A 25,768-nucleotide genomic window follows, 5' to 3' on the forward strand; every position below is an offset into this window, starting at 1 on the left:
GACTGCAGTACACCTGGACCATCGCTCCGCCGGTGCCATCGACAGGGGTAAACACCGCAGCCCCCACCTTCGACATACCTCTGACCACCAATGACAGTGTGGTGTACACCGTCAAACTGGTAGTTACCGATACCAATGGCTGTGTGGACAGTGCAAGCAAGCAGTACTGGGTATATCCAAGGCCGAAGGCCGACTTTACCACATCGGCCGATACGGTGTGCGACGGCACAGCGGTTACCTTCACAAGCACCTCAACCTCTAACCAAAGCGGAGTACCACAACTGATTCATCAGTGGAACTTCGGCAACGGGCAGACCTCCACAGACTCCTTGCCGGCTCCGGTCGTCTTTACCAACAGCGGCACACAGGACAGCCTCTACACCGTATGGCTGAAGGTGACCAATGCCTTTGGGTGTGTAGATTCGGTCTCTAAAAACATCCTTGTACGCCCAAGTCCTATCGCTCAGGTTGATACAGGAATTACTGTTGCATGTGCACCTTTTACCATTGACTCCACCAACATCAAAGCCGTTGTTTACCCCCAGGCTAATGGTGTATACACCTGGCAAGTAATTAAAAACAATCAGGTTTTGACCAATTTTGGCGGACCCAATGCCGTAAACTACACTATGACCAACGACGGCGATACGGTTTTGATTCGCCTCATCGCTACGTCACTCTATGGTTGTGGTACCGACACAGCTGATCAGCTTTTTATCACCATCCCGAATCCGAGTCCCGGATTTGTGCTGTCGGATACAGCGGGTTGTCATCCACTTACGGTGCAGATTACAGACACATCTTCTGCCGGGGTTACTCACCAGTGGTTTATCAATGGAGTATTGGCTTCTACGATAAAAAATCCTCAATTTACTCTCACCAACACCTCCTTTACGACCGACTCTACGTACACCATCAAGCTTGTCATAACGGCCAGTGCTACCGGTTGTAAGGATTCAACAGAGCAAATTGTAAAAGTCTTTGCACGTCCTGATGTGAACTTTACTTCCACTGAAGCCTGTCATGGTTTTACCACGCAGTTTACTGACCTGACAACGACGGTTGATACCATCCTTCAGCGAATTTGGATTCTGGGCAATGGGGATACCCTCTTCGGATCAGCGAATCCTACGTATACCTATTCTGCACCAGGAGTATATAATGTTACTCTTATCGCTGTAGATAGCCGCGGATGCAGCAACTTTACCACAAAACCTGTCATCGTACGGCCAAATCCGGTGGCCAGCTTTATCACTCAATCGACCTGTGGTCAGGATACCGTTTGCATCGGCCAACCTTTCGCTTTAATCAGCACTTCAACCATTGATTCCGTCCTCGGCGGATCTTTATCGTATCAATGGGATATTCTGAACAACGGCACTATTGACTACACAACATCCCAACCATCTCACACTTTTACTCAAACCGGCACTTTCCCGATTAAACTTCGGGTCATTTCCCAATACGGTTGTATCGACTCGGCTATTAAGAACGTTGTCGTCATTTCTCCTCCAACAGCTACGTTTTCACTGAGTGATGACTCCATTTGCGGCTCGGTCAATGTTGGAATTATCGATTCCAGTTCCGGCCGTCTTGATTTTTACTATTGGGAGATCTTTGTTAAAGGCCCTCAAAACAACGAAATTGTCTTTTACACCGACAGCAATCCAAATCTGACACAAGGCCCGTTGCTCACCCCTTCGTACAACAATACCGATACCACTTATTATGTCCGGCTCACCGTGGGCAACTGTTGTGGCATCTCAACAGCCATCGACAGCGTCGTGGTGATTCCCATTCCAGTTCCCGATTTTCAGATTTTGCCCGACTCCGGCTGTTCGCCCCTGACAGTTACACTCCAGTTAGATGGCCTCATTCCGCCCAATGCTGATTCCCTGACCATAGATTTTGGATTTAATAACCAAAAAACCTCCATCACACCCACCATCATTCAAACCAATAATGGCCCAATAAAAGTCTGGGGGCAACCCTCTTTTACCTATACATACACAGGCACCTCGGCCGATACTACCTATTTCATCACTCTTCGCGCCTACAACGCCTGTGGTGACACGACCAAAGTCTTGCCTGTAAAAGTAGCTCCTAACACTGTTCAAGCCTTTTTCCAGAGTGCGCCTGCCATCGGCTGCGAACCGCTCACCGTGAATTTCCAGAACCTCTCCTTCGGTGCCTCCTTCCACAGTTGGTGCTTTGACTACAATCCCATTACCAAACAGTGCAACGGGCAGACATCCGTAGCGCAAAATCCATCGTATACATATCCCACTGCGGGCACGTATACTGCTGCACTCTTTGCCAACAACGGCTGCGGATATGACACCATCATGACGCAGATACAGGTATTTCCAAGTCCGATAGCGGATTTTACATACAACAACAACGTTTGTGTGGGCGATACCGTCTTTTTCACCAATACATCCATCTTCCCTCAAGGTCAGATCGTTCAAAACAACTGGAATTTTGGCAACGGACAAACATCTACGCAGATCAATCCCTATGTGGTGTACAATCAAGCAGGCACCTACAACGTGTGTCTCTACATACAGTCCAACACAGGCTGTGGCGATTCGGTATGCTATCCGGTGACGGTTTTTGGCAAATCAGCAATAAACTTCTACGCCCAAAACAAATGCTTCACCGATCAACCCATTCAGTTTTTTGATTCGACCAATTCGGCCGGTGTAATTCAAACCATCTGGAAGTTTGGCGACGGCAATACGTCCATAGCCCCCAATCCACAACACACCTATGCAGCACCAGGCATTTACAACGTCACACTGATTAAACAGATCAACCAGGGATGTATCGATAGCATTACAAAGCCCGTACACGTTTATCCCATGCCTACAGCGGCTTTTGTGCTGCAACTGATCGCAGGCGACAGTTGCAGCACCCCGCAGACATATAAATTCCTCAACCAAAGCCAGGGTGCTTTTGGATTTTCCTGGGATTTTAATTTCAACAACAGTCCCGGTCAGTTTACTTCGGTGCTCAATGAGCCTACCTTCACCTACAGCCAGCCGGGCGTATATCAAATACGCCTAATCGCCACCAATGGCTATGGCTGCACCGATACCGCCTACCGCACCATCATCATCGGCAATGGGGTCTTCCCCGACTTCACTCCCGATTCTGCTGCGGGCTGTGTACCTCTCACTGTCCACTTCCAGGATGCCTCCATCTACTCTGTAGGCATCGATACGGTGAAAAACTGGCATTGGAATTTCGGCGACGGCACCACCCTCTCTGGCATCCCAAATCCTACCCACACCTACACCATTGCCGGCAAATACACTGTCACGCTTTTGGTTGAGATGGCCTCCGGTTGTATCGACAGCGTCACCAAAAACGGCTTTGTCGATGCCTATCACCGCCCGGAAGTCAATTTCGACATCCTCTTCGAATCGCTCCGTCGCGTCCGATTGGTCAACTACACCTTCGAAGGCGGAGTGCTCACTAACTACGAAATCGACTTCGGCGACGGTACTACCTCCAACGACAGCACCCACCAGTACGACGTCCAGCTGCTCGGCCGCGACTCCATACAGATCTGTCTGAAAGCCACCAACTCCCTTGGCTGCGACTCCACCCTCTGCAAGCGCATCTGGCTCTGGAAGCATCAGCTCGACGTGCCCAATGCCTTTGCACCTGACCTCACCGAAGTAGGCGAAGGCAACGTCTTCTTGCCCAAAGGCCACAATCTCAAAGAATACCACCTGCGCATCTACGACGGGTGGGGCAACCTCATCTTCGAATCGCGCTCGCTCGACGACAAGGGCTCGCCCAACGAACCTTGGGACGGCCGCCACCAAGGCACCGGAAACATTCTTCCGATGGGCGCCTATGTCTGGACCATTCACGCTCGTTTCAACGACAATACCCTCTGGGAAGGCAAGCTCATGCCAAACGGCGAACGACTCACCTTTGGCACCGTTACACTGATTCGCTAATTCCGCTGAATGAAAACTCTACTCCCCATACTCCTGCTCCTCTCAGCTACACTCCGCATACGTGCACAAGACCCCGTCTTCTCGCAAATGTTGCTCAACAAAAACTACATCAACCCGGCCTATGCCGGCTACTCGGGCGACATCTCCTTCGACCTGCAGTCGCGCGTACAGTGGCTTCGCATACCAGCCTATTTTCTGACCAATGCCTTCTCTCTTCACGGCGGGTGCAATGCCACACGGCTCGGCTACTCCATCACCGGCATGCACGACATGCGCGGTGAAGGCTTCCTCCAAAACACCCGCATCAACGCAGCCGTATCCGTGAACATTCCCGCCTATTCGAGCCGAAGGCTTCGCCCGCGCTGGCTGCGCGACAAGAAGTTTATCTGGTCCACAGGCCTCAACATTGGCGTGGGTCAGCGCTATCTCAACTGGGAAAGGCTCACCTTCACCGACCAGTACGACATTTACTTCGGCTTCGTCCGCCCGCAATCGCTCGTACAGCCGCAGAACGTCGCCTCCAACATCATCATCGACCTTTCTGCCGGCACCCGTGCCCGCATGCAGCTCGGCGATGCCGGCTCATATCTGTCGGCAGGCTTTGCCCTTTGGCACATCAATCGGCCCGTAGAATCCTTCTTCTTCACCGACAATCGCCTGCCTATGCGCTACACAGGCCACGCCTTCTTCCATTGGCAGACGGAGAAGTACACCAACACACCTCGCTATTTTTCCTTCGGCTGGATAGGCAACTACCAACTCGAGATGCAGACCAACGTCGTTATGGCCTACCGCGACTTTGGCCTCGGCTACATGCTCGGCGCCGGCTACCGATCGGAGCGCATCTACGCCCTCACCCGCCGGGTCGATTCCTGGGTCTTCCAAATTCACGTCCGCAAGGAGCCCTTTTACCTGAGCTATTCTTTCGACCTCACCATGTCGAGCCTCGGTCCACACCGCACCTTCGGCACACATGAGTTTGGCATCAGCTATTTACTAAAGGGGTACAACATGTGCACCGGGTCTCTGCGCCGTTCGCGTCGCAAGAAGGCTGACTGCTTTTACCTCAATGACGACCTCTACGGCAAGCTTGGCTTCAGCGGCTATCACATGTAGCGTTCTGCTCTTTCAGGGTTTTACATTTTCTTTTTTTGAGTTTTTTGGGCGTGCCCCAGGCGAAGGGGCCAAAAGGTGCCTTCGCCGTAGGGCTTGGGCCAAAAGGCACCTTCGCCGTAGAGCTTGCCCAGGCAAGAGGCCGAGAGGCACCTTCGCCGTAGGGCTTGCCCAGGCAAGGGGCCGAAAGGCACCTTCGCCGTAGGGCTTGCCCAGGCAAGGGGCCGAAAGGCACCTTCGCCGTAGGGCTTGCCCAGGCAAGGGGCCGAAAGGCACCTTCGCCTGGGTCGGGCTATCCGCTCATATTCGCCTTGCACGTGGGCGCATCACAGCCTGGGTGCGTTGTCTGCCCTTCGGGCCAGCCAGCCGCTCCCAGTGTGCTGCAGCCCACCCGCTGCGGCTCATATCCGCTACTATCCCTCACGCGGCAGCGGCCTGCAGCCGCTTTAAAAAACTTTGAACTCAAACTTTAACTAAAACTAAAACTTTTTCTGCGCATTTCTGAGAGTTTTACGGAATTTCCACCCTCTTTGCGTCCGCAGTACGTTGAAGAGTCGCAGATGCGGAAAAAGCTTCCCTGAGTTTTCGTCGCTAGGTGCTGGGGATGTGAGTAAAAATTGTATCCCCCTTCCCCGCGTGAGGCATGCGTAGGGCGCGCGATAGCGCGGTGCGAAGGCGAAGCGAAGCAGAGCCGAAGCACGGAAGCGAAAGCGTACCCCGCAGCACGCCGACCCGAACGACTGAGCGTAGCGAAGGAGGTGAGGGGCACGCCCAAATAAAAATCAAACCCAAAATTCAAGCTCTTTAACCGAAAGTGGTGCCCGTGTATCCTAAGTTTGTGGGCACGATTAAGCCTTAAACGTATGACGGAACTGGAGGCTTTGGCCCGTATCGAAGAGCTTCGCGCACAACTACACCACCACAACTACTGCTATTACATACTCGACAAGCCCGAGATCAGCGATCAACAATTTGACGAACTGATGAAGGAGCTCGAAAAACTCGAGGAGCAGTATCCTCAGTTTTCCGACGAAAACAGTCCGACACGCCGTGTGGGTGGTGGGGTGCTTGAGGGCTTTGAGAATGCGCCTCACAAGTACCCTATGCTTTCGCTGGGCAATACCTACAGCGAGGGCGAGTTGCGCGACTATGTAGCGCGCACCGAACGCCTGGCCGGCGGCAAATGCCAGTTTGTGTGCGAGCTGAAGTACGACGGAACAGCCATCAGCTTGCATTACCGCGATGGTCAACTGGTACAGGCGCTCACGCGGGGCGATGGAACTGTGGGCGATGTGATTACGGCCAATGTGCGCACGATTAAATCCATACCCCTTCGACTGTCAGGCGACTATCCAAAAGAATTCTATATACGGGGTGAGGTCTTCATGCCTTTAGAAGGCTTCCGTAAGCTAAACAAGGAACGTATCGAGCTGGGGCTTGAGCCCTTTGCCAATCCGCGCAACTGTGCCTCGGGTACTCTCAAGTTGCTCGACACTAGCGAAGTAGCACGCAGGCCTCTGGATTCATACATGTATTTTGTAATCGCCGAGCCCCCTGTGGCTCCATCGCACTTCGAATCGATGATGAAAGCCCGGGAATGGGGCTTTAAAATACCCGACCCTGAGAAGCGCATGGTGCAACTGGCCAACAGCGTGGAAGAGATAATGGACTTTGTATACTATTGGGATGTGGCCCGCCACGACCTGCCCTTTGAGACCGATGGGGTTGTGATAAAGGTTAATCATTACCACCTTCAAGAGGAGCTTGGCTTCACAGCAAAGTCGCCCCGTTGGGCTATAGCGTACAAGTTTAAGGCTGAACAGGCGCGAACACGATTGCTCGACATCACTTACCAGGTAGGACGCACGGGAGCTATAACGCCAGTGGCTGAGCTTGAACCGGTCTTTTTGGCCGGCACTACAGTGAAGCGCGCCTCACTACACAATGCCGATCAGATCGCCCGGCTCGACATTCGCATTGGCGACTACGTGTACGTGGAGAAAGGCGGTGAGATCATCCCAAAAGTGGTAGGTGTGGATCTTACAGCCCGGGCAGCCGACTCAAAGCCACATCAATACATCACTCAATGCCCGGAGTGCGGCACCGACTTAATTCGCGAGCCGGGCGAAGCTCTGCACTACTGTCCGAACCGGGAGGGTTGTCCGCCCCAGATCATCGGCCGACTCGAGCACTTCGTCAGCCGCAAAGCGATGGATATCGAAGGTCTTGGCGGTGAAACAGTGGAGCTGCTCTACCGCAATGGCTTAATAGCCGATGTGGCCGACCTCTACGCCCTTAAAGACAAAAAAGACCAACTGCTCGCCCTCGAGCGCATGGCTGAAAAGAGTGTTGCTAACTTGCTGGAGGGCATAGAGCGCAGCAAGCAGCAGCCCTTTGAGCGGGTGCTATTTGCCCTCGGCATACGCTATGTAGGCGAAACAGTGGCCAAAAAAGTGGCTCGTGCCGTAGGCAGCATCGATCGACTCATGACCGCTTCAGTTGCCGAACTAATGGCTATAGACGAAGTAGGAGAAAAAATCGCGGAAAGCATTATCGAATACTTTTCGAAAGAGAAAAATCGCTTGCTTGTGGAGCGCCTGCGCACTGCCGGGCTGCAGATGGCTGTAACAGGTGTAGAAGCAGCACCTAAGTCTGATAAACTGAAGGGCTTAACGGTGGTGATTTCTGGTGTTTTTCACACCATAAGCCGCGATGACCTTAAGGAACTGCTCGAAAGTCACGGGGCTAAGGTGGGCAGTGGGATCACCGGAAAGACTGACCTACTCATCGCCGGCGATAATATGGGACCTGCTAAGTTGCAAAAGGCGCAACAGCTCAATGTGCGCATTATGAGTGAAAAGGAGTTTTTTGAATTTTTGGAAGGCCGCTAATAAGGTGGAAACCCGTGTTTTTTTGCTGATTTGAAAACTTTTTTTGATTTTAAAAGTATGATTCAATAGTATATTTACATCCAAATAACCTTTTACCACAATGATTAACGAAGAAAAAGAGATGCTGGAGCGCTTCCAGCAATATGTGGATGGAGAAAACAAGGTAGAACCCAAAGATTGGATGCCTGAGGCCTATCGCAAGACTTTGATCCGCCAAATCAGTCAGCACGCTCACAGTGAGGTGGTGGGTATGCTTCCCGAAGCCAATTGGATCACTCGTGCGCCTTCCCTTCGCCGTAAAATCACCTTGCTAGCAAAAGTGCAAGATGAAGCTGGTCATGGATTGTATCTCTACTCAGCCGTAGAGACTCTCGGTGTGAAGCGCGAAAAGACCATCGAAGACTTGCTCAGCGGAAAAGCGAAATACTCCAGCATATTCAACTATCCAACTTTGACCTGGGCTGACATCGGTGCAATCGGTTGGTTGGTCGACGGTGCTGCCATTGCCAATCAGGTGATGCTCTGCCGCACAAGTTATGGCCCTTATGCCAGGGCTATGGTGCGCATTTGCAAGGAGGAGAGCTTTCACCAGCGTCAAGGATATGAAATCATGATGACACTGGCCTTCGGTACTCCCGAACAAAAGGCGATGGCGCAAGATGCCCTCAACCGATGGTGGTGGCCTTCTCTTATGATGTTTGGGCCCTCTGACGACAACTCTCCCAACAGTGCCCTCTCGATGAAGTGGAAGATCAAGCGCAAATCTAATGACGAACTTCGCCAGGAGTTTATCGACAAAACGGTACCACAGGCTGAATACCTCGGACTCACCATACCCGATCCACACCTGAAGTGGAACGAGGAGCGCGGCCATTACGACTTTGGGCCCATCGAGTGGGAAGAGTTTTACAACGTGATATCAGGCAACGGTCCGTGCAACAAGCAGCGACTCGATGCCCGTCGTAAGGCTCACGAAGAAGGCCGCTGGGTGCGCGAAGCTGCTGCCGCCTTTGCTCGCAAGCGCGCCATGGAAATGCAAGAAGCGTAATTTTAATAAGAAAACCCCTATCAAATCCTGACTTCTTCGATAAGTCGGGATTTTTTATTTATAAAATTCTACGTTAGCTAATCTTCGCATACGATGCGCTGGATGCGTATAGGTGCTGATAGTAGAGCAGGGTAGGGCGGTGTTCGGGTTTAGTGAGTTTTGGATCGTCTTTGTACAGCGCTAAGGCTGCATCGCGGGTTACTTGTACTAAGAGTTGGTCGGTGGCCAGGTTGGCAATCTTCATATTCACCAATCCGCTCTGTCGAGTTCCCATGATGTCGCCTGGACCGCGTAGTTGAAGGTCGATTTCGGCAATTTCAAACCCGTCGTTGGTTCGGCACATCGTATCAATTCGCACTTTGGCATCCGATGATAGCTTGTTGCCCGTAACCAGGATGCAATACGATTTTTCGGCTCCCCGGCCTACTCGGCCGCGCAACTGGTGAAGCTGCGATAGGCCGAAGCGTTCAGCATTTTCGATGACCATCACTGTAGCATTGGGCACGTTCACGCCCACTTCGATCACTGTAGTAGCTACCATGATGTTTGAAATGCCCTTGACAAATCGTTCCATCTCATGGGCTTTTTCTTCAGGGCTCATTCGGCCGTGTACAACACTGAACTGGTAATCGGGCAGAGGAAATGCCCGCTGAAGGCTTTCGATGCCCTGCTCAAGCGCCAATAGATCCAGTTTCTCCGATTCTTCGATGAGCGGATACACCACGTACACCTGTCGGCCTTTAGCGATTTCGCTTTTCATAAATCCAAACAAGCGCAGTCGATGCGCTTCAGTTACGTGATAGGTAGCCACGGGCTTCCGGCCTGGCGGAAGTTCGTCGATTACCGAAACTTCCAGGTCGCCGTACAGAGTCATCGCCAGGGTGCGCGGTATCGGCGTGGCGGTCATTACTAAGATATGTGGGGGATTGGTATTTTTTTTCCAAAGTTTACCCCTTTGTTCTACGCCGAATCGATGCTGCTCGTCGATCACTGCAAGCCCAAGATTTTTAAAGGCGACTGTATCTTCGATCAGCGCATGTGTACCGATGAGGATGTGCAGTGAGCCATCGCTCAGCATCCGATGAATTTCCCGGCGCTCAGCTGTCTTAGTGCTCCCTGTCAGAAGTTTCACAGTAACAGGCAGGCCATACAGCATTTCGCCGATGGTTTGGTAGTGTTGTTGAGCGAGAATTTCGGTAGGAGCCATCATACAAGCCTGGAAGCCAGCATCTACTGCCATGAGCATAGCTTGAAGGGCCACAAGGGTCTTGCCGCTGCCCACATCGCCTTGCAAGAGGCGGTTCATTTGTTTGCCACTGGTCACATCAGCCCGTATTTCGCGCAATACTCTGATCTGAGCATTGGTGAGTTTATAAGGCAGCTTTTGATGGTAAAAAGTGCGCAAATGGTTATGTATTTCCTTGAAAATAAAGCCTTTGTTGTTTTGGCTGACGAGCATCTTTTGCCATACGACTGAAATTTGAATGAAAAAAAGCTCTTCGAATTTCAATCTCTGACGCGCCTTTTGAAGTTGTTCTTCGCTTTGCGGAAAGTGGATGTAAAAGAATGCGTCTTCGCGCGATATCAATTGATGCTTTTCGATGAAGTCGAAGGGCAATACTTCTTGCCATTTGCCTTTGATCAGTTCAAGAGCATTTTGTATTATTTTGGAAATTCCCTTGGAGTTCAAACCTACGGAGGTAAGCTTTTCGGTGGTGGAATATACTGGTTGTAATTTTGAGGTCATCTGTTGCCCAACACCAGGTCTTTCTTCCAGTTCCGGATGAATGAAGCTGTATGTGCCATTGAAGTAATTAGGTTTACCGAAAAGAATGTATGGTGTATCGAGTTTTATGAAGTCTTTTAAAAGCTTCAATCCCTGAAACCATGTAACTTCTACATTGCCTGTATCGTCGTAAAACACCCCGGTCAAGATGCGTCTTCCGCTTTTGGTTTTTGTTTCTTGTATGGATTTAAATTTTCCAACGATCTGGATGTCAATTTCGGTGGATTTAATTTGTGAAATAGTGTGAAATGTCGTGCGATCTACATATCGGAAAGGGAAGTGATGGAGCAGGTCATTTAGGGTGTGAATATTCAATTCTTTTCTCAGCAATTCTCCCCTTTTCGGACCCACCCCTTTGATATATTCGACAGGAGTATGTGCTAGTTCAAAATTCAAAAAAGTTCATTTTTGCAAAAATCAACTATCTGTACTGAGATTGGTAGAAAGAGTTCAGCTAATTCATCAAAAACGAACAAATTCTTTTAATTTTTCTTATTTTCACCAAAAATAACAAATTCGATGAGGTATCTAGTGGCTTCTCTCTTCTTCAGACTGTTTGGATGGAAACTGCAGGTGAGTGACCTGTCAATGATTCCCGGAACGGTAATGGTGGCAGCCCCACATACCTCTAACTGGGATTTTCCGATTGCTTTGTTTGCTTTCTGGAAGATGCGAATTCCATTTAAGTACTTCATTAAGGACAGTTACACCAAGTCGCCCCTGGGCTGGTTTTTCAAGTGGACCGGGGCTATTGGCGTAGATCGCAGCAGATTGAAAAACAATCTCGTGGAATATGCGGCCGAACTACTGAAGAAAAATCCAAAAATGGTGATATTGGTGCCTGCTGAAGGAACGCGAAAGCGTGTTGATCGCTGGAAAACAGGATTTTATCACATAGCCATGAAGGCAGGTGTCAACATCACTCTCGGCTTTGCCGATTATGAGAAAAAAACTGCCGGGGTATTGGGTGTGCTAAAGCCCAGTGGGGTTTTTGAAAAGGACATGTCAAAAATTCAGGAACAGTACAAAAACATAAAAGGCAAGTATCCGGAGCTATACAACGAGAAAATTTTTTAATTTTTTGGTTCTTGTTTACAATCTTTAAAATTTTTGTCATCAATAAATCGTATGTCTATGGAAGAAATCACAAACATCTCGTCACTTAAACAAAATCTTGAACTCAATAAATACATACAATTAGCCGTGGAATACGGCTTGATCCTGTTAAAGGCGCTTGTCGTACTCATCATTGGTCTATGGTTGGTTAAGCGACTGGTAAAGACCGTTGAGCGGATCATGATACGCTCCAGTGTCGATGAAACTCTTCGCCCGTTTTTACTTACCATTATCGACATTGTCTTGAAGGTTGCGCTTTTCATCGCAGTTGTTGGAATTTTGGGTATTCAGACCACCTCTTTTGTAGCAGTGCTTGGTGCGGCTGGTCTGGCTGTGGGTCTGGCCTTGCAGGGAAGTTTGTCGAATTTAGCTGGAGGGGTAATCATTCTTTTGCTAAAACCTTTTAAAGTGGGGGAAGTGATTGATGCACTCGGCTTTGCTGGAACAGTAAAGGAAATTCAAATATTTCATACGATACTCCACACCTTCGATAATCGCCGGATCGTAATACCCAACGGGCAATTGGCTAATTCGAGTCTGACCAACATAACACGTAATCCTATCCGTCGGCTTGACCTTGAAGTTTCTGTTGCCTATGGCAGTGATATTGATTTTGTAAAGCAAACCATCACAGAGATAATCAAAAGTGATGAACGCTTTCACAATGAGCCTGATCCGTTGGTCAGGTTACTTCGTATGGCCGACAGCGCTATCGTATTTATTATTCGCGTTTGGGTTGATACGGACAAATATTGGCCTGCGTATTTTGATTTATTGGAAAACTTGTATAAAGAATTCTATCGCCGGGGAATTTCGATTCCATTTCCGCAGCTCGATGTGCACATTCAGCAGAAATAAAAAAGGGGGCTTAAGCCCCCTTTTGTAAAAGTAAAGTTCTTATTTTTGAAATTTTGCGTACTTATTGCGAAACTTATCTACACGACCTGTGGTATCTACGATCTTCATCTTTCCTGTGAAGTAAGGGTGAGAAAACGAAGAAATTTCCATCTTCACCAAGGGATATTCTACGCCGTCAATGGTAATTGTATCTTTAGTTTCAGCACAGCTCTTAGTGATCACATAGTCACCAGTGCCCATATCTTTCATCACCACTGTACGGTAATTTTTCGGATGAATATTTTCTTTCATTTTTATGTCGATTAAAAAGCTTTTAGAAAATGGCCTGCAAAAGTAGGCAAATCGCTTGTTATTTTGCAACTGATTTTCTGAACTAAATGATTCGTCTAAGAGCTTTAACACTTTTTACACTTTCGTTGCTTGTCATCACACTTCTGTCTTGTCGAAAAGAATTTGAATTTACATCTACACGACTTGATTTGCGATTTTCGGCCGATACTTTATATCTCGATACAGTTTTTACCGGATTAAATTCCTCTACGCGAATACTGAAGGTTTTCAACACCTCGAACGAAGGTATACGCATCGAATCTGTCGCACTGGCACGTGGTGAGCAGTCATGGTACCGGCTGAATGTCAATGGCATTAGCGGCCGAAGTGTCGAAAATGTAGAAATCGGTCCTCGCGACAGCATTTACATATTTGTAGAAATCACGCCACTGTCTAACAGCCTTGAGCTTTTATATGTAGATAGCATTGAGTTTCGGTCAGGAGGCAGGGTGCGCCATGTGCACCTGGTCAGTCTTGTTAACGATGCTTATTTTCACTTTCCGAACAGATACATTCCAGGCCTTGGCATTCCCTACTCTGTGGCTCCTTGCAACACAACTTTGCCAAATGACAAGCCACATGTTATCTATGGGTATTGGGTGGTAGATAGTCTTTGTACACTTACCATACTACCCGGCACTAAATTGCATTTTCACTCCGGAAGCGGAATTTGGGTGTATAATGGTGGAACGTTGCTCGTTGATCCACAGAATACAGGTTCGTATGAAAATCCCGTTATTTTTCAAGGCGACCGACTAGAGCCCTTCTACAAAGAAATTCCCGGGCAATGGGGTGGAGCTTTGGGGGGAATTTTCTTAATGGGAGGCAGTAAAAACAACGTGATTCAAAATGCTTTGATTAAAAATGGCACTATTGGCATTGTGCTCGACAGCCTTGATTCGCCCAATTCAAATACTTTTATTAAAAACACGAGGATTTTTAATTTCTCTCGGGTAGGCATACTTGGAGGGTTTGGCAGTGCTGAAATTCAAAGTACAGTGGTGGCAAACTGTGGATTGTATTGCTTTTATGCCCTGGGCGGTCGCTACAGTTTTACATTTACCACCTTTGCCAATTATTGGAATCAAAGTGCACGTGGAACCCCAGCTGTAGCCATCACCAACTTTTTTGAAGACCCCGATCGGCGCATTCAGGTGCGCGATATTCTTAAGGCAGATTTTTCGAGCTGTATTATATATGGTGCAAACAATCAAGAGCTTGGACTGTACAGAGCTCCAGCATCGAGCAATGGGACGTTTTCATATTTTTTCAGAAATTCTCTGATCAAAGTGGATAATGACTCAACAAAAAGGGGATTTGATATTTCCAATCCCTTGTTTTTCCAAGATTGTAAGTTTAATCTCAATCCGAGATTTAGAGATATTCCGAGCAACAACTACTCGATTGATTCAATTAGCCCTGTCATTGATCAAGCTTTTTTCAACGATGCCATTGCCATACCTTTGGATATACGAGGTCGATTTCGCTCTAATGGAGGACTGCCCGACATTGGAGCCTATGAATACTATCAACAGTAAAAATTTTGAAGTATGGATTACATCACTGGCACACAATGGTGGATTATCGCAGGCATTTTGCTACTGATTCTTGAAATTTTTACGCCTGCTTTTTTTGCAGCAGCATTGGCTGTAGGATGCTTTATTACGGCGGTCTTTTCTTATTTAGGAACTCCTACTGAAATCAGTTGGTTGATTTTTTCTGCAGTTTCAATCATCACAGTTATTTATCTGCGACCATTAGCGAAGAAAATGTACAATGGCAAGCAGTTGAAAACCAATGCAGAGGCTATGATTGGTCGCACAGCTGTGGCCGAAACAGACATCAATACCGTTCAACCCGAAGGTTATGTAAAACTCGATGGCGTAAGTTGGAAGGCTGTTTTGGCTGACTCTTCAACATCTGTATTCAAGGGAGATCACGTCAAAATTGTAGGATACGAAAGCATCGTGTTAAAAGTGAAAAAAGTGTGATTAAGGCGAATATTCTATCAGTAATCCTTTGGTTTAGATGGTGTAGTTGAACGTAATTTGCAGCAAATTACCCGCCGATGGCAAAAAATTTACTCATAGTAGAGTCGCCTGCAAAGGCAAAAACCATTGAAAAATTTTTAGGAAAAGATTACAAAGTAGAGAGTTCGTATGGCCATATCAGAGATCTGGATACCAAGGGATTGAGTGTAGATGTTGAGAACAATTTTAAGCCCAAGTACGTCATATCTCCCGATAAAAAAGAGATTGTCAATAAATTAAAAAAATTAGCCCAAGAAGCCGAAACTGTATGGTTGGCTAGCGATGAAGACCGCGAGGGAGAAGCAATATCTTGGCATTTGGCCGAAACGCTGAAGCTCGATCCCATGAAAACCAATCGCATTGTTTTTCATGAGATTACAAAAACTGCCATCGAAAATTCCATAAAAAATCCCCGAAAAATTGACCTTAATTTAGTAAACGCACAACAGGCGCGACGTATTCTAGACCGCTTGGTGGGCTTCGAAATGTCACCTGTGCTATGGAAAAAAATCAAAAGTGGACTCAGTGCGGGCAGAGTGCAGTCGGTGGCAGTTCGACTTATCGTAGAGCGCGAACGCGAAATTCATCAATTTCAATCCACTTCCTACTTTCGAGTAGTTGCAATCTTCCAAAGTGCTGATGGCAAAACCTTTAAAGCTGAACTCAATCAGCGCTTCGATACAGAGGATCAAGCCCTTGATTTTCTTAAAAAAGTTACGGGATTTCCCTTTGAGATTGTCAATGTAGAAAAAAAGTCGGCTACGCGCTCGCCAGCGCCTCCGTTTACAACATCTACTCTTCAACAAGAGGCCTCGCGAAAGCTCGGTTTTTCCGTATCGCAAACCATGACCCTTGCTCAAAAACTCTACGAAGACGGGTTCATTACGTATATGCGCACCGATAGTGTAAACCTGAGCGAAGAGGCTCTAGCTGCTATTCAAAGCCAAATTAAAGCTGAGTTCGGGGAAGAATACTCCAAACTTCGACGATACACTACCAAATCGAAAGGTGCTCAGGAGGCACATGAAGCCATACGCCCTACGTATTTCGACAAAAAAGTAGCCGGCAGCGATGCCCAACAGAAAAAGTTATACGAACTCATCTGGAAGCGGGCCGTAGCCTCACAAATGGCAGATGCACAGATCGATAGAACAATCATTTCCTTAAATGCACCCGGCGATGGACTCCTTTTTCAGGCAAAAGGTGAAGTTATACGCTTTGATGGCTTTTTGAAACTCTACATCGAAGGCACAGATGAAGAGGAGACCGATGAAGATTCAGCCCTCTTGCCAAATGTGCAAATAGGTGATGCCGTAAAAGCACTCGAAATACAAGCCACACAGCGATTTACCAAGCATCCGCCTCGCTACACAGAAGCTTCCCTCGTCAAGAAACTCGAGGAGCTTGGCATCGGTCGTCCATCGACCTATGCCCCTACTATTGCTACCATTATCAAAAGGGGGTACGTTCATAAACCCGTTTTAGAAGGTAAAATTAGAGAATACAAAATTTTAACCTGGGAAGACGGTTCCATTAAAGAAAAAACTGAAACTGAAGTAACCGGAGCTGAGAAAAACAAACTCTTGCCTACCGACATCGGCTTTTTGGTCACAGATTTTTTGGTTGAAAACTTCAATGAAATTCTGGATTATCAATTTACTGCTCAGGTCGAAGAAGAATTTGACGAAATAGCTCGTGGCCAAAAAGATTGGGTGGAAATGATCCGAAACTTTTACAACCATTTCCACCCCACGGTAGAGGAAGCGTCAGAGAAAAAAGAAAAAGTAACAGGCGAGCGCGTTCTAGGTACCGACCCAAAAACTGGTAAAATTGTTTATGCCAAAATAGGTCGCTATGGACCTATGATTCAAATTGGCGAGAATACAGACAGCGAGAAGCCACAATTTGCCAGCCTGTTGAAGAATCAATCCATCGAAACCATAACGCTCGATGAAGCCTTAAAGCTCTTTGAATTGCCGCGCAAAGTAGGCGAATATAAAGGCAAAGAAATCGTCGCTGCTGTAGGTAAGTATGGACCGTACATCCGATATGGCGATTCTTTTATTTCCTTAAATCCCAACCTGGGAGACAGCCCACTTACCGTCACACTCGAGCGTGCCATTGAACTGATTGAAGAGAAACGAAAGTCAGCCGATTCGGGAATCATTCAAAAATTCGATGGCGTGACTCCTGAAATTCAAGTGCTAAAAGGCCGTTACGGACCTTACATCAAACAAGGCAAGAACAATTACAAAATTCCCAAAAGCACTAACCCACAAGAACTAACACTCGAACAATGCCTTCAAATCATTGAAGCTCAAAAAGCTAAACAATAACCACCTTATTTCATGGAATTGAAAGAGCTGCTCTATCCTGTGCCCGAGTACTGTGTAGATGAAGTGAGAGAACAGCTGCCTGCACGGCTTGGTAGTTTGATCCGTTATCACAGTGAGTTCGAAGGCTTACCCGACTTAGAAAACGCAAAGCTAGCAATCATCGGTGCGCCAGAAGATAGAGGATCGCAGCATAACAAGGGAAGCGCTTCGGGTGTCGATAAAATTCGCTACCAATTTTACAAGCTCTTTCCAGGCGATTGGAATACAGATGTAATTGTTGATCTCGGCAATCTCCAAAAGGGTTATAATCTTTCTGATACACATGCTGCATTGCAGTATGTATGTGAAGAGTTGATTTTACGACAGATTATACCCATAGTTGTAGGGGGCTCAAACGATTTGTTATACCCTTTATACAGAAGCTTTCAAAAAGCTGAGCAATTCGTAAACATCAGCGCTGTAGATACTTTCTTCGATCTTGGTAATCACACCAAAGAGGTAAACGACCAAAATTATCTGAGTCACATTGTATTAAACCAACCATTTCTCCTAAATAACTTTACCAACATCGGCTACCAGAGCTATTTGGTAAGTCCTGACGAGGTACAGCTGATGGAAAAGATGTATTTTGACTATCACCGATTGGGCGATGTAAGGCCGATAAAACGCATAGAACCTCTCATTCGAAATGCCGATATTGTTTCTTTTGACATGATTAGTGTGAAAGCGGCTGATAATCCGGGGCATGCACAAGTGCAACCCAATGGCTTTACCGGTGATGAGGCTTGTTCTATCATGCGTTATGCCGGTTTGAGCGACAAGTTATCAGCTATTGGATTGTTTGGATACAATCCAGCTTTCGATCATCACGCTATATCAGCCATTTTAGCTGCACAAATGCTTTGGTATTTCATTGAAGGGTATTTTTTGAGAAAAGGTGATTATCCGATGTGTTCGAAAAAAGACTTTTTAAAATTTACAGTGATCATTGAAGACGGAGACCATCAAATTGTTTTTTACAAAAATCCAAAAACAGGTAGATGGTGGATGGAAATTCCCTTAAACAATCCGATGGATAAGAATATCGAAAGACACCTTTTGATACCCTGTGATGAAGAAGATTACAACAATGCCGTGAACCAGGAAATACCACTGCGATGGTGGAAAGCCATGCAAAAAAATGCGCTGATTTCATGAAAAAAACGGAAAATTAAAATTTCCCTTTTGGAAAATTAAAAAAGTCATAAATTAGCCAAAACTTAAAGCGATTACATAATTTGGGTACATGAAGAAATTTTCAGTCCTATTTTTTGTTTTTTTCCTTACAAAAATCACGTTTGCCCAGCAGGAGATTCAGTTTACGCAATTCATGTTCAATCGTACCTTTTATAACCCTGCTCATACCGGAATGTCACCCGCCATTTGTGCTACAGTATTTAATAGAAGTCAATGGGTTGGTTTCGATGGTGCACCTGTAACATTGAGCGGTGTAATTGAGTCACCAATCAATTTTTTACATGGAGGGTTGGGTCTGAGACTTTACAGAGATCAAATCGGTTTTTTTGACGATATAAATTTTGGACTATCCTATTCATATCACATCGAGCGCGCTGAAGGTAGATTGGGTATAGGGGTACGGATAGATTTGATTAACAAATCCATCGGAAATGCTGACTGGATTACTCCGAGCGGCAATCTCTGGGTAAGTGATGGATCGATCGGTGCACCGGCCTCAAGCGGCCTTTCGCCCGATTTTGCTTTTGGTGTGCACTACGAAGGTACTAAGTTCAGCGCTGGTATTGCCTCCACCCGGCTGCTCGAAGCAGAAACCGACCTTCAAAACGGCACTGGTGGTGTGGTGAAGTTTAGAGGTCGTCGCACACTTTTGGGAAATTTTGGATACAATTTTCCTCTGGAAGGCACTAACTGGGTTTTGGTGCCAGGCACCTTTATAAAATATGATTTTACTAAACTTCAGGCTGATCTTAATGTAATGGCCTATTACAACGAGAAATTTTGGGGAGGTTTGTCATACAGATTTGTCGATGCGCTTGCGCTCATTGCCGGTGCACAAGTGTTGCCTTCGCTGGCTGTTGGATACTCATATGACCTCACTACATCATCGATTCGAAGAGTCTCTTCCGGAAGCCACGAAATCTTCTTGAGATATTGCTTCAAAATCACCATTCCTCCAAGAGAAATTGGAAGTTATAGAAACGTCAGATTTTTGTAATATAGCGGCCTGAAATAAATACCCGAAATCATCGTTAAAGCGAATGACTAAAAATCCTCAATACAATCGTCAAATAAATCACAATATGACAAGAGTTGCCTCATGGCTGTTTTTGGCTGGTGTTGTACTGAGCTCTTGTAGGAGTTCAGACCACGGTGAGCTCGTAGGCGTAAAAGATAGACCAAGATGGTATCCTTCAGAGCCTTATGGAATGGTCTTCATCAGACAAGGTTCGTTTAACATGGGTAATTCTGATCAAGATGTGCCTTATGCACAAATCAGCCCAACAAAAACAGTTTCAGTACCTGCTTTCTGGATGGATCAGACCGAAATAACAAATAACGAGTATCGGCAATTTGTTGAGTGGGTTCGTGATTCGATTTTAAGGTATAGACTTGCTGAAAATGAAGATGTTCCTGGTTATGAGTTTATATCACCTGACAATGTGAAAAGGCCGACTTTCTTCGACGAATACATGAACGCCAACTATCCTGACTCAATGAAGCGAACCTTGAATTGGGAGCCAAAATTGATCTGGGATCCGCGTAAATATCCAAGTGAAGAGTACACACAGATTATAGAATCAATGTACTTGCCACCTGAAGAGCGTTTTATGGGTGAGCGAATCATTGATGCACGTCAGCTCAATTACGTCTTTTTCTGGATTAACAAGCAAAAAGCTGCTCAGAAATCAAACAGAGTAATCTTTGACTACTTTGATGATGACAACGATGGCAGAAAATTCTCATATCGAGACTATATAAAAGACACAAAAGAAGAATCAGACAGGTCTTCTTTCTTTGAGCAGTCAATAATCAATGTATATCCCGATACCCTTTGCTGGATTCACGATTTTGCTTACTCTTTTAACGAACACATGCACGACGATTATTTCTATCATCCAGCATATGACGACTACCCGGTAGTGGGAATTACTTGGAAACAAGCTCGTGCCTTCTGTAACTGGAGAACAAAGTATAGAAATGATTATCTTGTTTCAATTGGCGAATCAAAGGAAAAGGAATTCCGCCTGCCCACTGAAGCCGAATGGGAGTATGCTGCTAGAGGCGGCATCAACAATATGACCTATCCTTGGGGTGGTCCTTATGCCATTAATTCATCAGGTTGTTATTTGGCTAACTTCAAGCCCATGCGTGGTAACCTGACAGCTGATGGTGGATTCTACCCGGTAAAAGTGACTGCATACAATCCTAATGGTTACAATTTATATAATATGGCCGGAAATGTGGCTGAATGGACTTCAACAGCTTTCGATGCTGCTTCCTATTACTATGTGAGCGATATAAGCCCTGATTTTCAGTACAATGCCAGCGATCGCGACGACGAGACTTTAAAGCGCAAGGTTATCCGCGGAGGTTCTTGGAAAGACGTGGCCTACTACCTGCAGGTAAGTACACGCGACTTTGAATATCAGGATACAGCAAAATCGTATGTGGGATTCCGCTGCGTTCAGTCGTTCCTCGGTAGAGATATTAAAGATTTCTAATCAAAAAGTCAATTCTATTGTTTAACTCTAATCTAAATCAAACATGCCACTCATCGATGTAAATGGTAAAAAGTTCAAAAACTTCTTGGCTAAACTATACGGTTTTGGTGCAGCCGTTGTAATCTTAGGAGCAATGTTTAAAATTCTGCACTGGCCAGGTGCTGACATCATGCTTATCGCTGGTCTATCTACCGAAGCTGTTATCTTCTTTTTTTCAGCATTCGAAAAACCTGCTCCCGAATATGACTGGACACTTGTGTATCCCGAACTCGCAGGTGTCGAAGATCTAGATTCCAAAAATTCAAACGCACTGGTTCAGCAGTCATCAAGTGTAACACAAGAGCTCGACATGATGCTCAAAGAGGCTAATATTGACGAAGAACTCATCCGTAGCTTAGGGGAAGGACTCAGAAAATTTGGCGATGCTGCTTCTAAGCTCAACGAAACAATTGATGCTGCTGCCGGCACACAGCGTTATAATGAGCAAATCACATTAGCTGCTAAGCATATGGAAAGCCTAAACGCTTTGTACGCTGTTCAGCTTGAAGGCACTGCCAGCCAAATGGAACTCCAAAACGCACTTATAGAAAAGCTAGGCAACAGCATTGAAAACACTGAAAAACTTTCACATGAGCTAAACGAGCTTGTGACCAATATGGCAGCTCTCAACAAAGTATACGGTGGTATGCTTTCAGCAATGGGAGTTAGCAGATAATAACCCAAAATCAAATTCTTTTATTAAGAACGAAAAATGGCACAAGGTAAACTTAGTCCACGGCAACGAATGATCAATATGATGTATTTAGTGCTCACGGCACTTCTGGCACTGAATATATCAAAAGACATACTTGATGCTCTTACAAAACTCAATGAAGATCTGGCCTCTACTGTGATGACAGTTGAGAAAAAACTCGGTTTTTTATACGATGCGTTTGACAAAGCAGCGTCTGAAAATCCAGAAAAGGCTGGAAAATGGAGAGATATGGCCTATGAAGTGAAGGAGAAATCAACCGAGTTGTATAATTTTATCGAAAGCCTTAAAAAAGAGCTCATTGAGATAACAGGTGGTATCGATGAAAAGTCTGGAAAGCCCAAAGGGCTTGACAATAGAGAAAAAGTAGCTAATTACCTTCTTAATGACCCATCAGTTGGTGGCGCCGGAAAGGCGAAAGAGCTGAAATCAAAGCTTGAGAAATTCAGAGAGGAAATGAAGACTTATGTGTCTGACAATCCCTCTTTGGTTTCTATGCTCGATGCCAATTTCAACACAGGTAAGCAGAAGGTTGGCGACATTCAAATCGAGTGGGAAAATGCTACATTCGAACACTATCCTCTAGCGGCTGTACTTCCATTTCTCACTGGTATTCAGGCCAATGTACGCAATGCAGAGGCCGATATTATTTCTCACCTCCAAAGTAACATAGGAAAAGCGGACCTTAAATTTTCAGATGTATATGCTGTTGTAAAGCCTAATGCACTATACATAACTCAGGGAGAAACTTATGAAGCAGAAATTTTTCTCGCAGCTTTTGATGCTACTCAAAAGCCCGAAGTTTACATCAACGGTCAGAAGTTAGACCCCTCAATGATCAACAATGGCATTGCAAAATACCGTGTTAATGCTTCAACAGTCGGTGAGAAGTCTTATTCCGGAAAGATTGTCATTCGTCAAAATGGTGAAGAAAAAGAGTACGAAATACCTACTCAAAAGTACACCGTAGCTCCCTCGTCCGTAGTTATTTCACCTACAGCGATGAATGTGCTCTATCGCGGTGTGGATAACCCGTTGGAGGTAGGTGTGCCAGGAGTTGATCCTTCGAAAGTAGAAGTCAAGGGTCCTGGATTGACAAAAAAATCTGACGGTACTTACACAGTAGATATTACCAAACTTGAGGGAACGACAGCTACGTATGAAGTTTTTGTGAAGACAGAAGAAGGAGTAAGAAAAGCCGGAGAGAAAAAATTCCGAATCAAAGGTTTACCTCAGGCTTCTGGAATGATTTACAACCGCAAGGGGGGGCTTTTCTCAGCAAATGCAGTTAAAAATGCTGAAATACAAGCTGTTTTTGAAGACTTTGTGTTTGACCTTTCATTGAAAGTTGTATCGTTTGAGGTCGTTGTACCCGGTTTTCCGCCTCAGCAGATTAGAGGTGACAGATTTGACGACGCTACGCGCAAAAAGATTGAAACTCTTAAGCCAGGTTCGAGCATTACCGTTCGCAATATCCGTGCTATCGGACCAAAAGATTTTCAGGTAACTAACATTTCTCCGATATCTATCGATATTCAGTAAAACATGAAAAATAGAATTTTCCTTGTTGTATCTCTTGCATCTGTAATTACCCTCAGTGCTCAGGTGCTAACCCCGCAGGACGACGGTATCATCCCTGCAGCTACTCGCTTTCACAACAACAATAAGGTTTTTGAATATCCTTATTTGAGAGAGGCGGATCTTATGTGGAGCACACGTCATTGGGAGCGAATTGATCTCAAGGAAAAAGCAAACTTCCATCTTTATTACCCTGAAACTCCATTACCTGACAGAAAGTCGCTGTTCAATGTATTGATAGATGGAATTTTAAAGGAGGCTACAATAGTAGATGTATTTGGTGACGATCGATTTGAAATCCCATACACTGCTGAAGAAGTAAGCCGATATGTTAAGACTATTGACACCATCTTTAACCCAGATGACCCTTCAAAAATTGATCTGATTGATACCATTGAAATTAAGAGTAAAGATGTAATTGCTTACTACATCAAATCAGATTGGTTTTTTGATAAACAGCGTGGTGAATTAAAAAACAGAATTATAGCCATTGCACCGGTAGTTAAAAACCCAAGGACAAAAGACATTTATCCATTATTCTGGGTATGGTTTCCCGATGCCAGGTATGCATTGGCTACCAATACTGCCTTCAATCGGGGAAACAACATGCAACGTCTCACGTTTGACCAAGTTTTTCACCTCAGATTTTTTACATCTGTGATATACAAGGAAGAAAACGTGTATGACCGCTCAATCGCTGATTATAAAAGAAAATCAACACTTGAGCAATTGCTTGAAGGACAGCAGATAAGAGAGAAATTAAGAAACTTTGAAAACGATTTGTGGGAGTTTTAAGATTCTTAATTGAATGTAATTATGCCGTGGTCATTCCACGGCTTTTTTGTTTGGTAACGGTTTATTAAAACAAAAAATCTACCTTTGCAGTCAAAACGGTTCAATGTTTAGATATATACACCTGTTCCTGTTTATTATTTCGCTCTCAGTAGGTGCTCAGTCTTACGACACGATCAGAATAATGACGTATAATCTCCTTTATTACAGAGTTAACTTTGAGCAATGTACAAATACAACAAATAATCCGAACAATAAAGACAATTACATTGCAACAATTTTTGATCATGTAAAACCAGATATTTTCATCGTTCAGGAAATGGGGGTTAACCCTGGCGCTTTTGATGGACCGCTCGTCACTTTTCATCAGAATATTTTTCTAAATAGAGGTTTAACACATTACAAGCGAGCTAATTTTACAAGAAGTAACAACTCAAACATTGTCAATGCGTGTTTTTATAACTCTAGTAAAGTTGAGCTGAAATCCCAATTTTTATTGACAACCGGCAGTAACAATCAGAACATTACAAGAGGCATAGACTTTTATACTTTTTACTATAAACATCCTAACCTCGGTCAACCTGGTGTAGACACTGTATTTTTTACCTGTATTGGTATGCACTTAAAAGCTGGAAGTACTCAATCTGACATTACCCAGCGTCAATTCGCCTTAGAAGCGGTGATGAATCACATCAATAACAATATTGGACAAGCTAACATATTGATTATGGGTGATTTTAACATGAATAGCTCATCCGAACCAGGTTTTCAAGCACTTCTTAATCACCCGAACCAAAATATTCGTTTTTATGATCCTTTAAATTCATTGGGTACTTGGTTTAACAACTCAACCTATGCTTTTCTTCATACACAATCTACGCGTTTAAATCAAACCAATAACAACTGTTTTGTAGGTGGTGGGCTTGATGATCGCTATGATATGATTTTAATTACTGACCCTATCCGCAATGAATCTAAAGGAATGAAGTATGTGCCGAATTCTTATAAAATTCCAGGAAACGACGGCCTGAGATTTAAAAACTTTATTACTTCTACGAACCCAGTACCTAATACTAGTGTACCCCCTGCTGTTTTAACTGCTTTGTACGAAAATTCAGATCACCTGCCGGTTTACTTAGATGTGACCGTTATGCGCAGCAACCTTAGCATCTCTGAATTTTCTCATAAAAAATGGAAGTGGAACGTTAGTTACACAGATGGGCAACTAAAATTTTTACTTGACGGATTATATCCTGATAACATTGACGTCTCAGTCACAGACATGACGGGCAAAATAGTGTATCGCGCGAGAATTGGAGTTTTAGAAAATGAGATTAAGCTCAACATGCCTTTAGCAAAAGGTATGTATATCGTTAATGTTTCTGAGTCTGGCCAAAGCACCAGCAGAAAAATAATTGTGTATTAGAG

Annotated in this window: 18 protein-coding genes; 16 read left to right on the forward strand and 2 right to left on the reverse strand. The window is 45.4% G+C overall.

Going from position 1 to position 25,768, the window contains the following annotated elements; translation table 11 throughout:
• The 4 genes from EIP89_RS00985 to paaA form a co-directional block, all read left to right on the forward strand.
• Nucleotides 1-3,971, forward strand: a 3,971-nt coding sequence (locus tag EIP89_RS00985) for a PKD domain-containing protein (protein WP_124396797.1), incomplete at its 5' end; no start/stop codon positions are given.
• 9 nt (nt 3,972-3,980) lie between these two features.
• Nucleotides 3,981-5,087: a PorP/SprF family type IX secretion system membrane protein gene (locus EIP89_RS00990; RefSeq protein ID WP_124396798.1), complete on the forward strand. Its 1,107-nt coding sequence runs from the start codon at nt 3,981-3,983 to the stop codon at nt 5,085-5,087.
• A gap of 860 nt (nt 5,088-5,947) precedes the next feature.
• Complete coding sequence (ligA, locus tag EIP89_RS00995) at nt 5,948-7,975, forward strand: NAD-dependent DNA ligase LigA (RefSeq protein WP_124396799.1); 2,028 nt, start codon at nt 5,948-5,950, stop codon at nt 7,973-7,975.
• 100 nt (nt 7,976-8,075) lie between these two features.
• Complete coding sequence (paaA, locus tag EIP89_RS01000) at nt 8,076-9,023, forward strand: 1,2-phenylacetyl-CoA epoxidase subunit PaaA (RefSeq protein ID WP_124396800.1); 948 nt, start codon at nt 8,076-8,078, stop codon at nt 9,021-9,023.
• Nucleotides 9,024-9,096: 73 nt separating this feature from the next.
• Here the strand turns inward: paaA and recG are convergent, their stop codons facing one another.
• Nucleotides 9,097-11,205 carry an ATP-dependent DNA helicase RecG gene (recG, locus tag EIP89_RS01005; protein ID WP_124396801.1) on the reverse strand — a complete coding sequence of 703 codons (2,109 nt, stop codon included), beginning with the start codon at nt 11,203-11,205 and terminating at the stop codon, nt 9,097-9,099.
• 123 nt (nt 11,206-11,328) lie between these two features.
• On the opposite strand from recG, the gene EIP89_RS01010 reads away from it, so the two are divergent.
• Both EIP89_RS01010 and EIP89_RS01015 read left to right on the forward strand, forming a co-directional pair.
• On the forward strand, nt 11,329-11,886 hold the full coding sequence (locus tag EIP89_RS01010; RefSeq protein ID WP_124396802.1) for a 1-acyl-sn-glycerol-3-phosphate acyltransferase: 558 nt from the start codon (nt 11,329-11,331) through the stop codon (nt 11,884-11,886).
• Nucleotides 11,887-11,943: 57 nt separating this feature from the next.
• Entirely contained in the window at nt 11,944-12,783 is an 840-nt protein-coding gene (locus EIP89_RS01015; RefSeq protein WP_124396803.1) for a mechanosensitive ion channel family protein, read from the forward strand.
• A 39-nt stretch (nt 12,784-12,822) separates the two neighbouring features.
• Here EIP89_RS01015 and EIP89_RS01020 read toward each other — a convergent pair whose 3' ends face one another.
• Complete coding sequence (locus EIP89_RS01020) at nt 12,823-13,074, reverse strand: type B 50S ribosomal protein L31 (RefSeq protein WP_124396804.1); 252 nt, start codon at nt 13,072-13,074, stop codon at nt 12,823-12,825.
• 86 nt (nt 13,075-13,160) lie between these two features.
• Here EIP89_RS01020 and EIP89_RS01025 point away from each other — a divergent pair, with 86 nt between their 5' ends.
• The 10 genes from EIP89_RS01025 (at nt 13,161) to EIP89_RS01070 (ending at nt 25,766) form a co-directional block, all read left to right on the forward strand.
• Nucleotides 13,161-14,651, forward strand: coding sequence for a right-handed parallel beta-helix repeat-containing protein (locus EIP89_RS01025; RefSeq protein WP_124396805.1), 1,491 nt, complete (start codon nt 13,161-13,163; stop codon nt 14,649-14,651).
• A 12-nt stretch (nt 14,652-14,663) separates the two neighbouring features.
• Nucleotides 14,664-15,104: an NfeD family protein gene (locus tag EIP89_RS01030; RefSeq protein ID WP_124396806.1), complete on the forward strand. Its 441-nt coding sequence runs from the start codon at nt 14,664-14,666 to the stop codon at nt 15,102-15,104.
• A 77-nt stretch (nt 15,105-15,181) separates the two neighbouring features.
• A complete protein-coding gene (gene topA, locus EIP89_RS01035; protein WP_124396807.1) occupies nt 15,182-17,479 on the forward strand; it encodes a type I DNA topoisomerase in 2,298 nt (765 codons plus the stop codon).
• A gap of 12 nt (nt 17,480-17,491) precedes the next feature.
• A complete protein-coding gene (locus EIP89_RS01040) occupies nt 17,492-18,676 on the forward strand; it encodes a formimidoylglutamase (protein WP_124396808.1) in 1,185 nt (394 codons plus the stop codon).
• Nucleotides 18,677-18,764: 88 nt separating this feature from the next.
• On the forward strand, nt 18,765-19,712 hold the full coding sequence (locus EIP89_RS01045) for a PorP/SprF family type IX secretion system membrane protein (protein WP_124396809.1): 948 nt from the start codon (nt 18,765-18,767) through the stop codon (nt 19,710-19,712).
• A gap of 85 nt (nt 19,713-19,797) precedes the next feature.
• Nucleotides 19,798-21,219, forward strand: a complete 1,422-nt coding sequence (gene porK, locus EIP89_RS01050) for a T9SS ring complex lipoprotein PorK/GldK (RefSeq protein WP_124396810.1) — start codon at nt 19,798-19,800, stop codon at nt 21,217-21,219.
• A gap of 43 nt (nt 21,220-21,262) precedes the next feature.
• Nucleotides 21,263-21,934 (forward strand): type IX secretion system motor protein PorL/GldL, encoded by a 672-nt coding sequence (gene porL / locus EIP89_RS01055; RefSeq protein ID WP_124396811.1) that lies wholly within the window; start codon nt 21,263-21,265, stop codon nt 21,932-21,934.
• Nucleotides 21,935-21,970: 36 nt separating this feature from the next.
• Nucleotides 21,971-23,512, forward strand: coding sequence for a type IX secretion system motor protein PorM/GldM (gene porM / locus EIP89_RS01060; protein WP_124396812.1), 1,542 nt, complete (start codon nt 21,971-21,973; stop codon nt 23,510-23,512).
• A 3-nt stretch (nt 23,513-23,515) separates the two neighbouring features.
• Nucleotides 23,516-24,343 (forward strand): type IX secretion system ring subunit PorN/GldN, encoded by an 828-nt coding sequence (gene porN / locus EIP89_RS01065; RefSeq protein ID WP_124396813.1) that lies wholly within the window; start codon nt 23,516-23,518, stop codon nt 24,341-24,343.
• 181 nt (nt 24,344-24,524) lie between these two features.
• The gene (locus EIP89_RS01070; RefSeq protein ID WP_160160472.1) at nt 24,525-25,766 is read left to right on the forward strand and encodes a T9SS type A sorting domain-containing protein; all 1,242 of its coding nucleotides are present in this window, start codon (nt 24,525-24,527) and stop codon (nt 25,764-25,766) included.
• The last annotated feature ends 2 nt before the right edge of the window (nt 25,767-25,768 follow it).

Source organism: Thermaurantimonas aggregans (assembly GCF_003851885.1).
Taxonomy (GTDB): domain Bacteria; phylum Bacteroidota; class Bacteroidia; order Flavobacteriales; family Schleiferiaceae; genus Thermaurantimonas; species Thermaurantimonas aggregans.

Coding starts and splice junctions, on each gene's coding strand:
- EIP89_RS00990 (WP_124396798.1), top strand. CDS start 3,981: ATGAAAACTCTACTCCCCATACTCCTGCTCCTCTCAGCTACACTCCGC.
- ligA (WP_124396799.1), top strand. CDS start 5,948: ATGACGGAACTGGAGGCTTTGGCCCGTATCGAAGAGCTTCGCGCACAA.
- paaA (WP_124396800.1), top strand. CDS start 8,076: ATGATTAACGAAGAAAAAGAGATGCTGGAGCGCTTCCAGCAATATGTG.
- EIP89_RS01010 (WP_124396802.1), top strand. CDS start 11,329: ATGAGGTATCTAGTGGCTTCTCTCTTCTTCAGACTGTTTGGATGGAAA.
- EIP89_RS01015 (WP_124396803.1), top strand. CDS start 11,944: ATGGAAGAAATCACAAACATCTCGTCACTTAAACAAAATCTTGAACTC.
- EIP89_RS01020 (WP_124396804.1), bottom strand. CDS start 13,074: ATGAAAGAAAATATTCATCCGAAAAATTACCGTACAGTGGTGATGAAA.
- EIP89_RS01025 (WP_124396805.1), top strand. CDS start 13,161: ATGATTCGTCTAAGAGCTTTAACACTTTTTACACTTTCGTTGCTTGTC.
- EIP89_RS01030 (WP_124396806.1), top strand. CDS start 14,664: ATGGATTACATCACTGGCACACAATGGTGGATTATCGCAGGCATTTTG.
- topA (WP_124396807.1), top strand. CDS start 15,182: ATGGCAAAAAATTTACTCATAGTAGAGTCGCCTGCAAAGGCAAAAACC.
- EIP89_RS01040 (WP_124396808.1), top strand. CDS start 17,492: ATGGAATTGAAAGAGCTGCTCTATCCTGTGCCCGAGTACTGTGTAGAT.
- EIP89_RS01045 (WP_124396809.1), top strand. CDS start 18,765: ATGAAGAAATTTTCAGTCCTATTTTTTGTTTTTTTCCTTACAAAAATC.
- porK (WP_124396810.1), top strand. CDS start 19,798: ATGACAAGAGTTGCCTCATGGCTGTTTTTGGCTGGTGTTGTACTGAGC.
- porL (WP_124396811.1), top strand. CDS start 21,263: ATGCCACTCATCGATGTAAATGGTAAAAAGTTCAAAAACTTCTTGGCT.
- porM (WP_124396812.1), top strand. CDS start 21,971: ATGGCACAAGGTAAACTTAGTCCACGGCAACGAATGATCAATATGATG.
- porN (WP_124396813.1), top strand. CDS start 23,516: ATGAAAAATAGAATTTTCCTTGTTGTATCTCTTGCATCTGTAATTACC.
- EIP89_RS01070 (WP_160160472.1), top strand. CDS start 24,525: ATGACGTATAATCTCCTTTATTACAGAGTTAACTTTGAGCAATGTACA.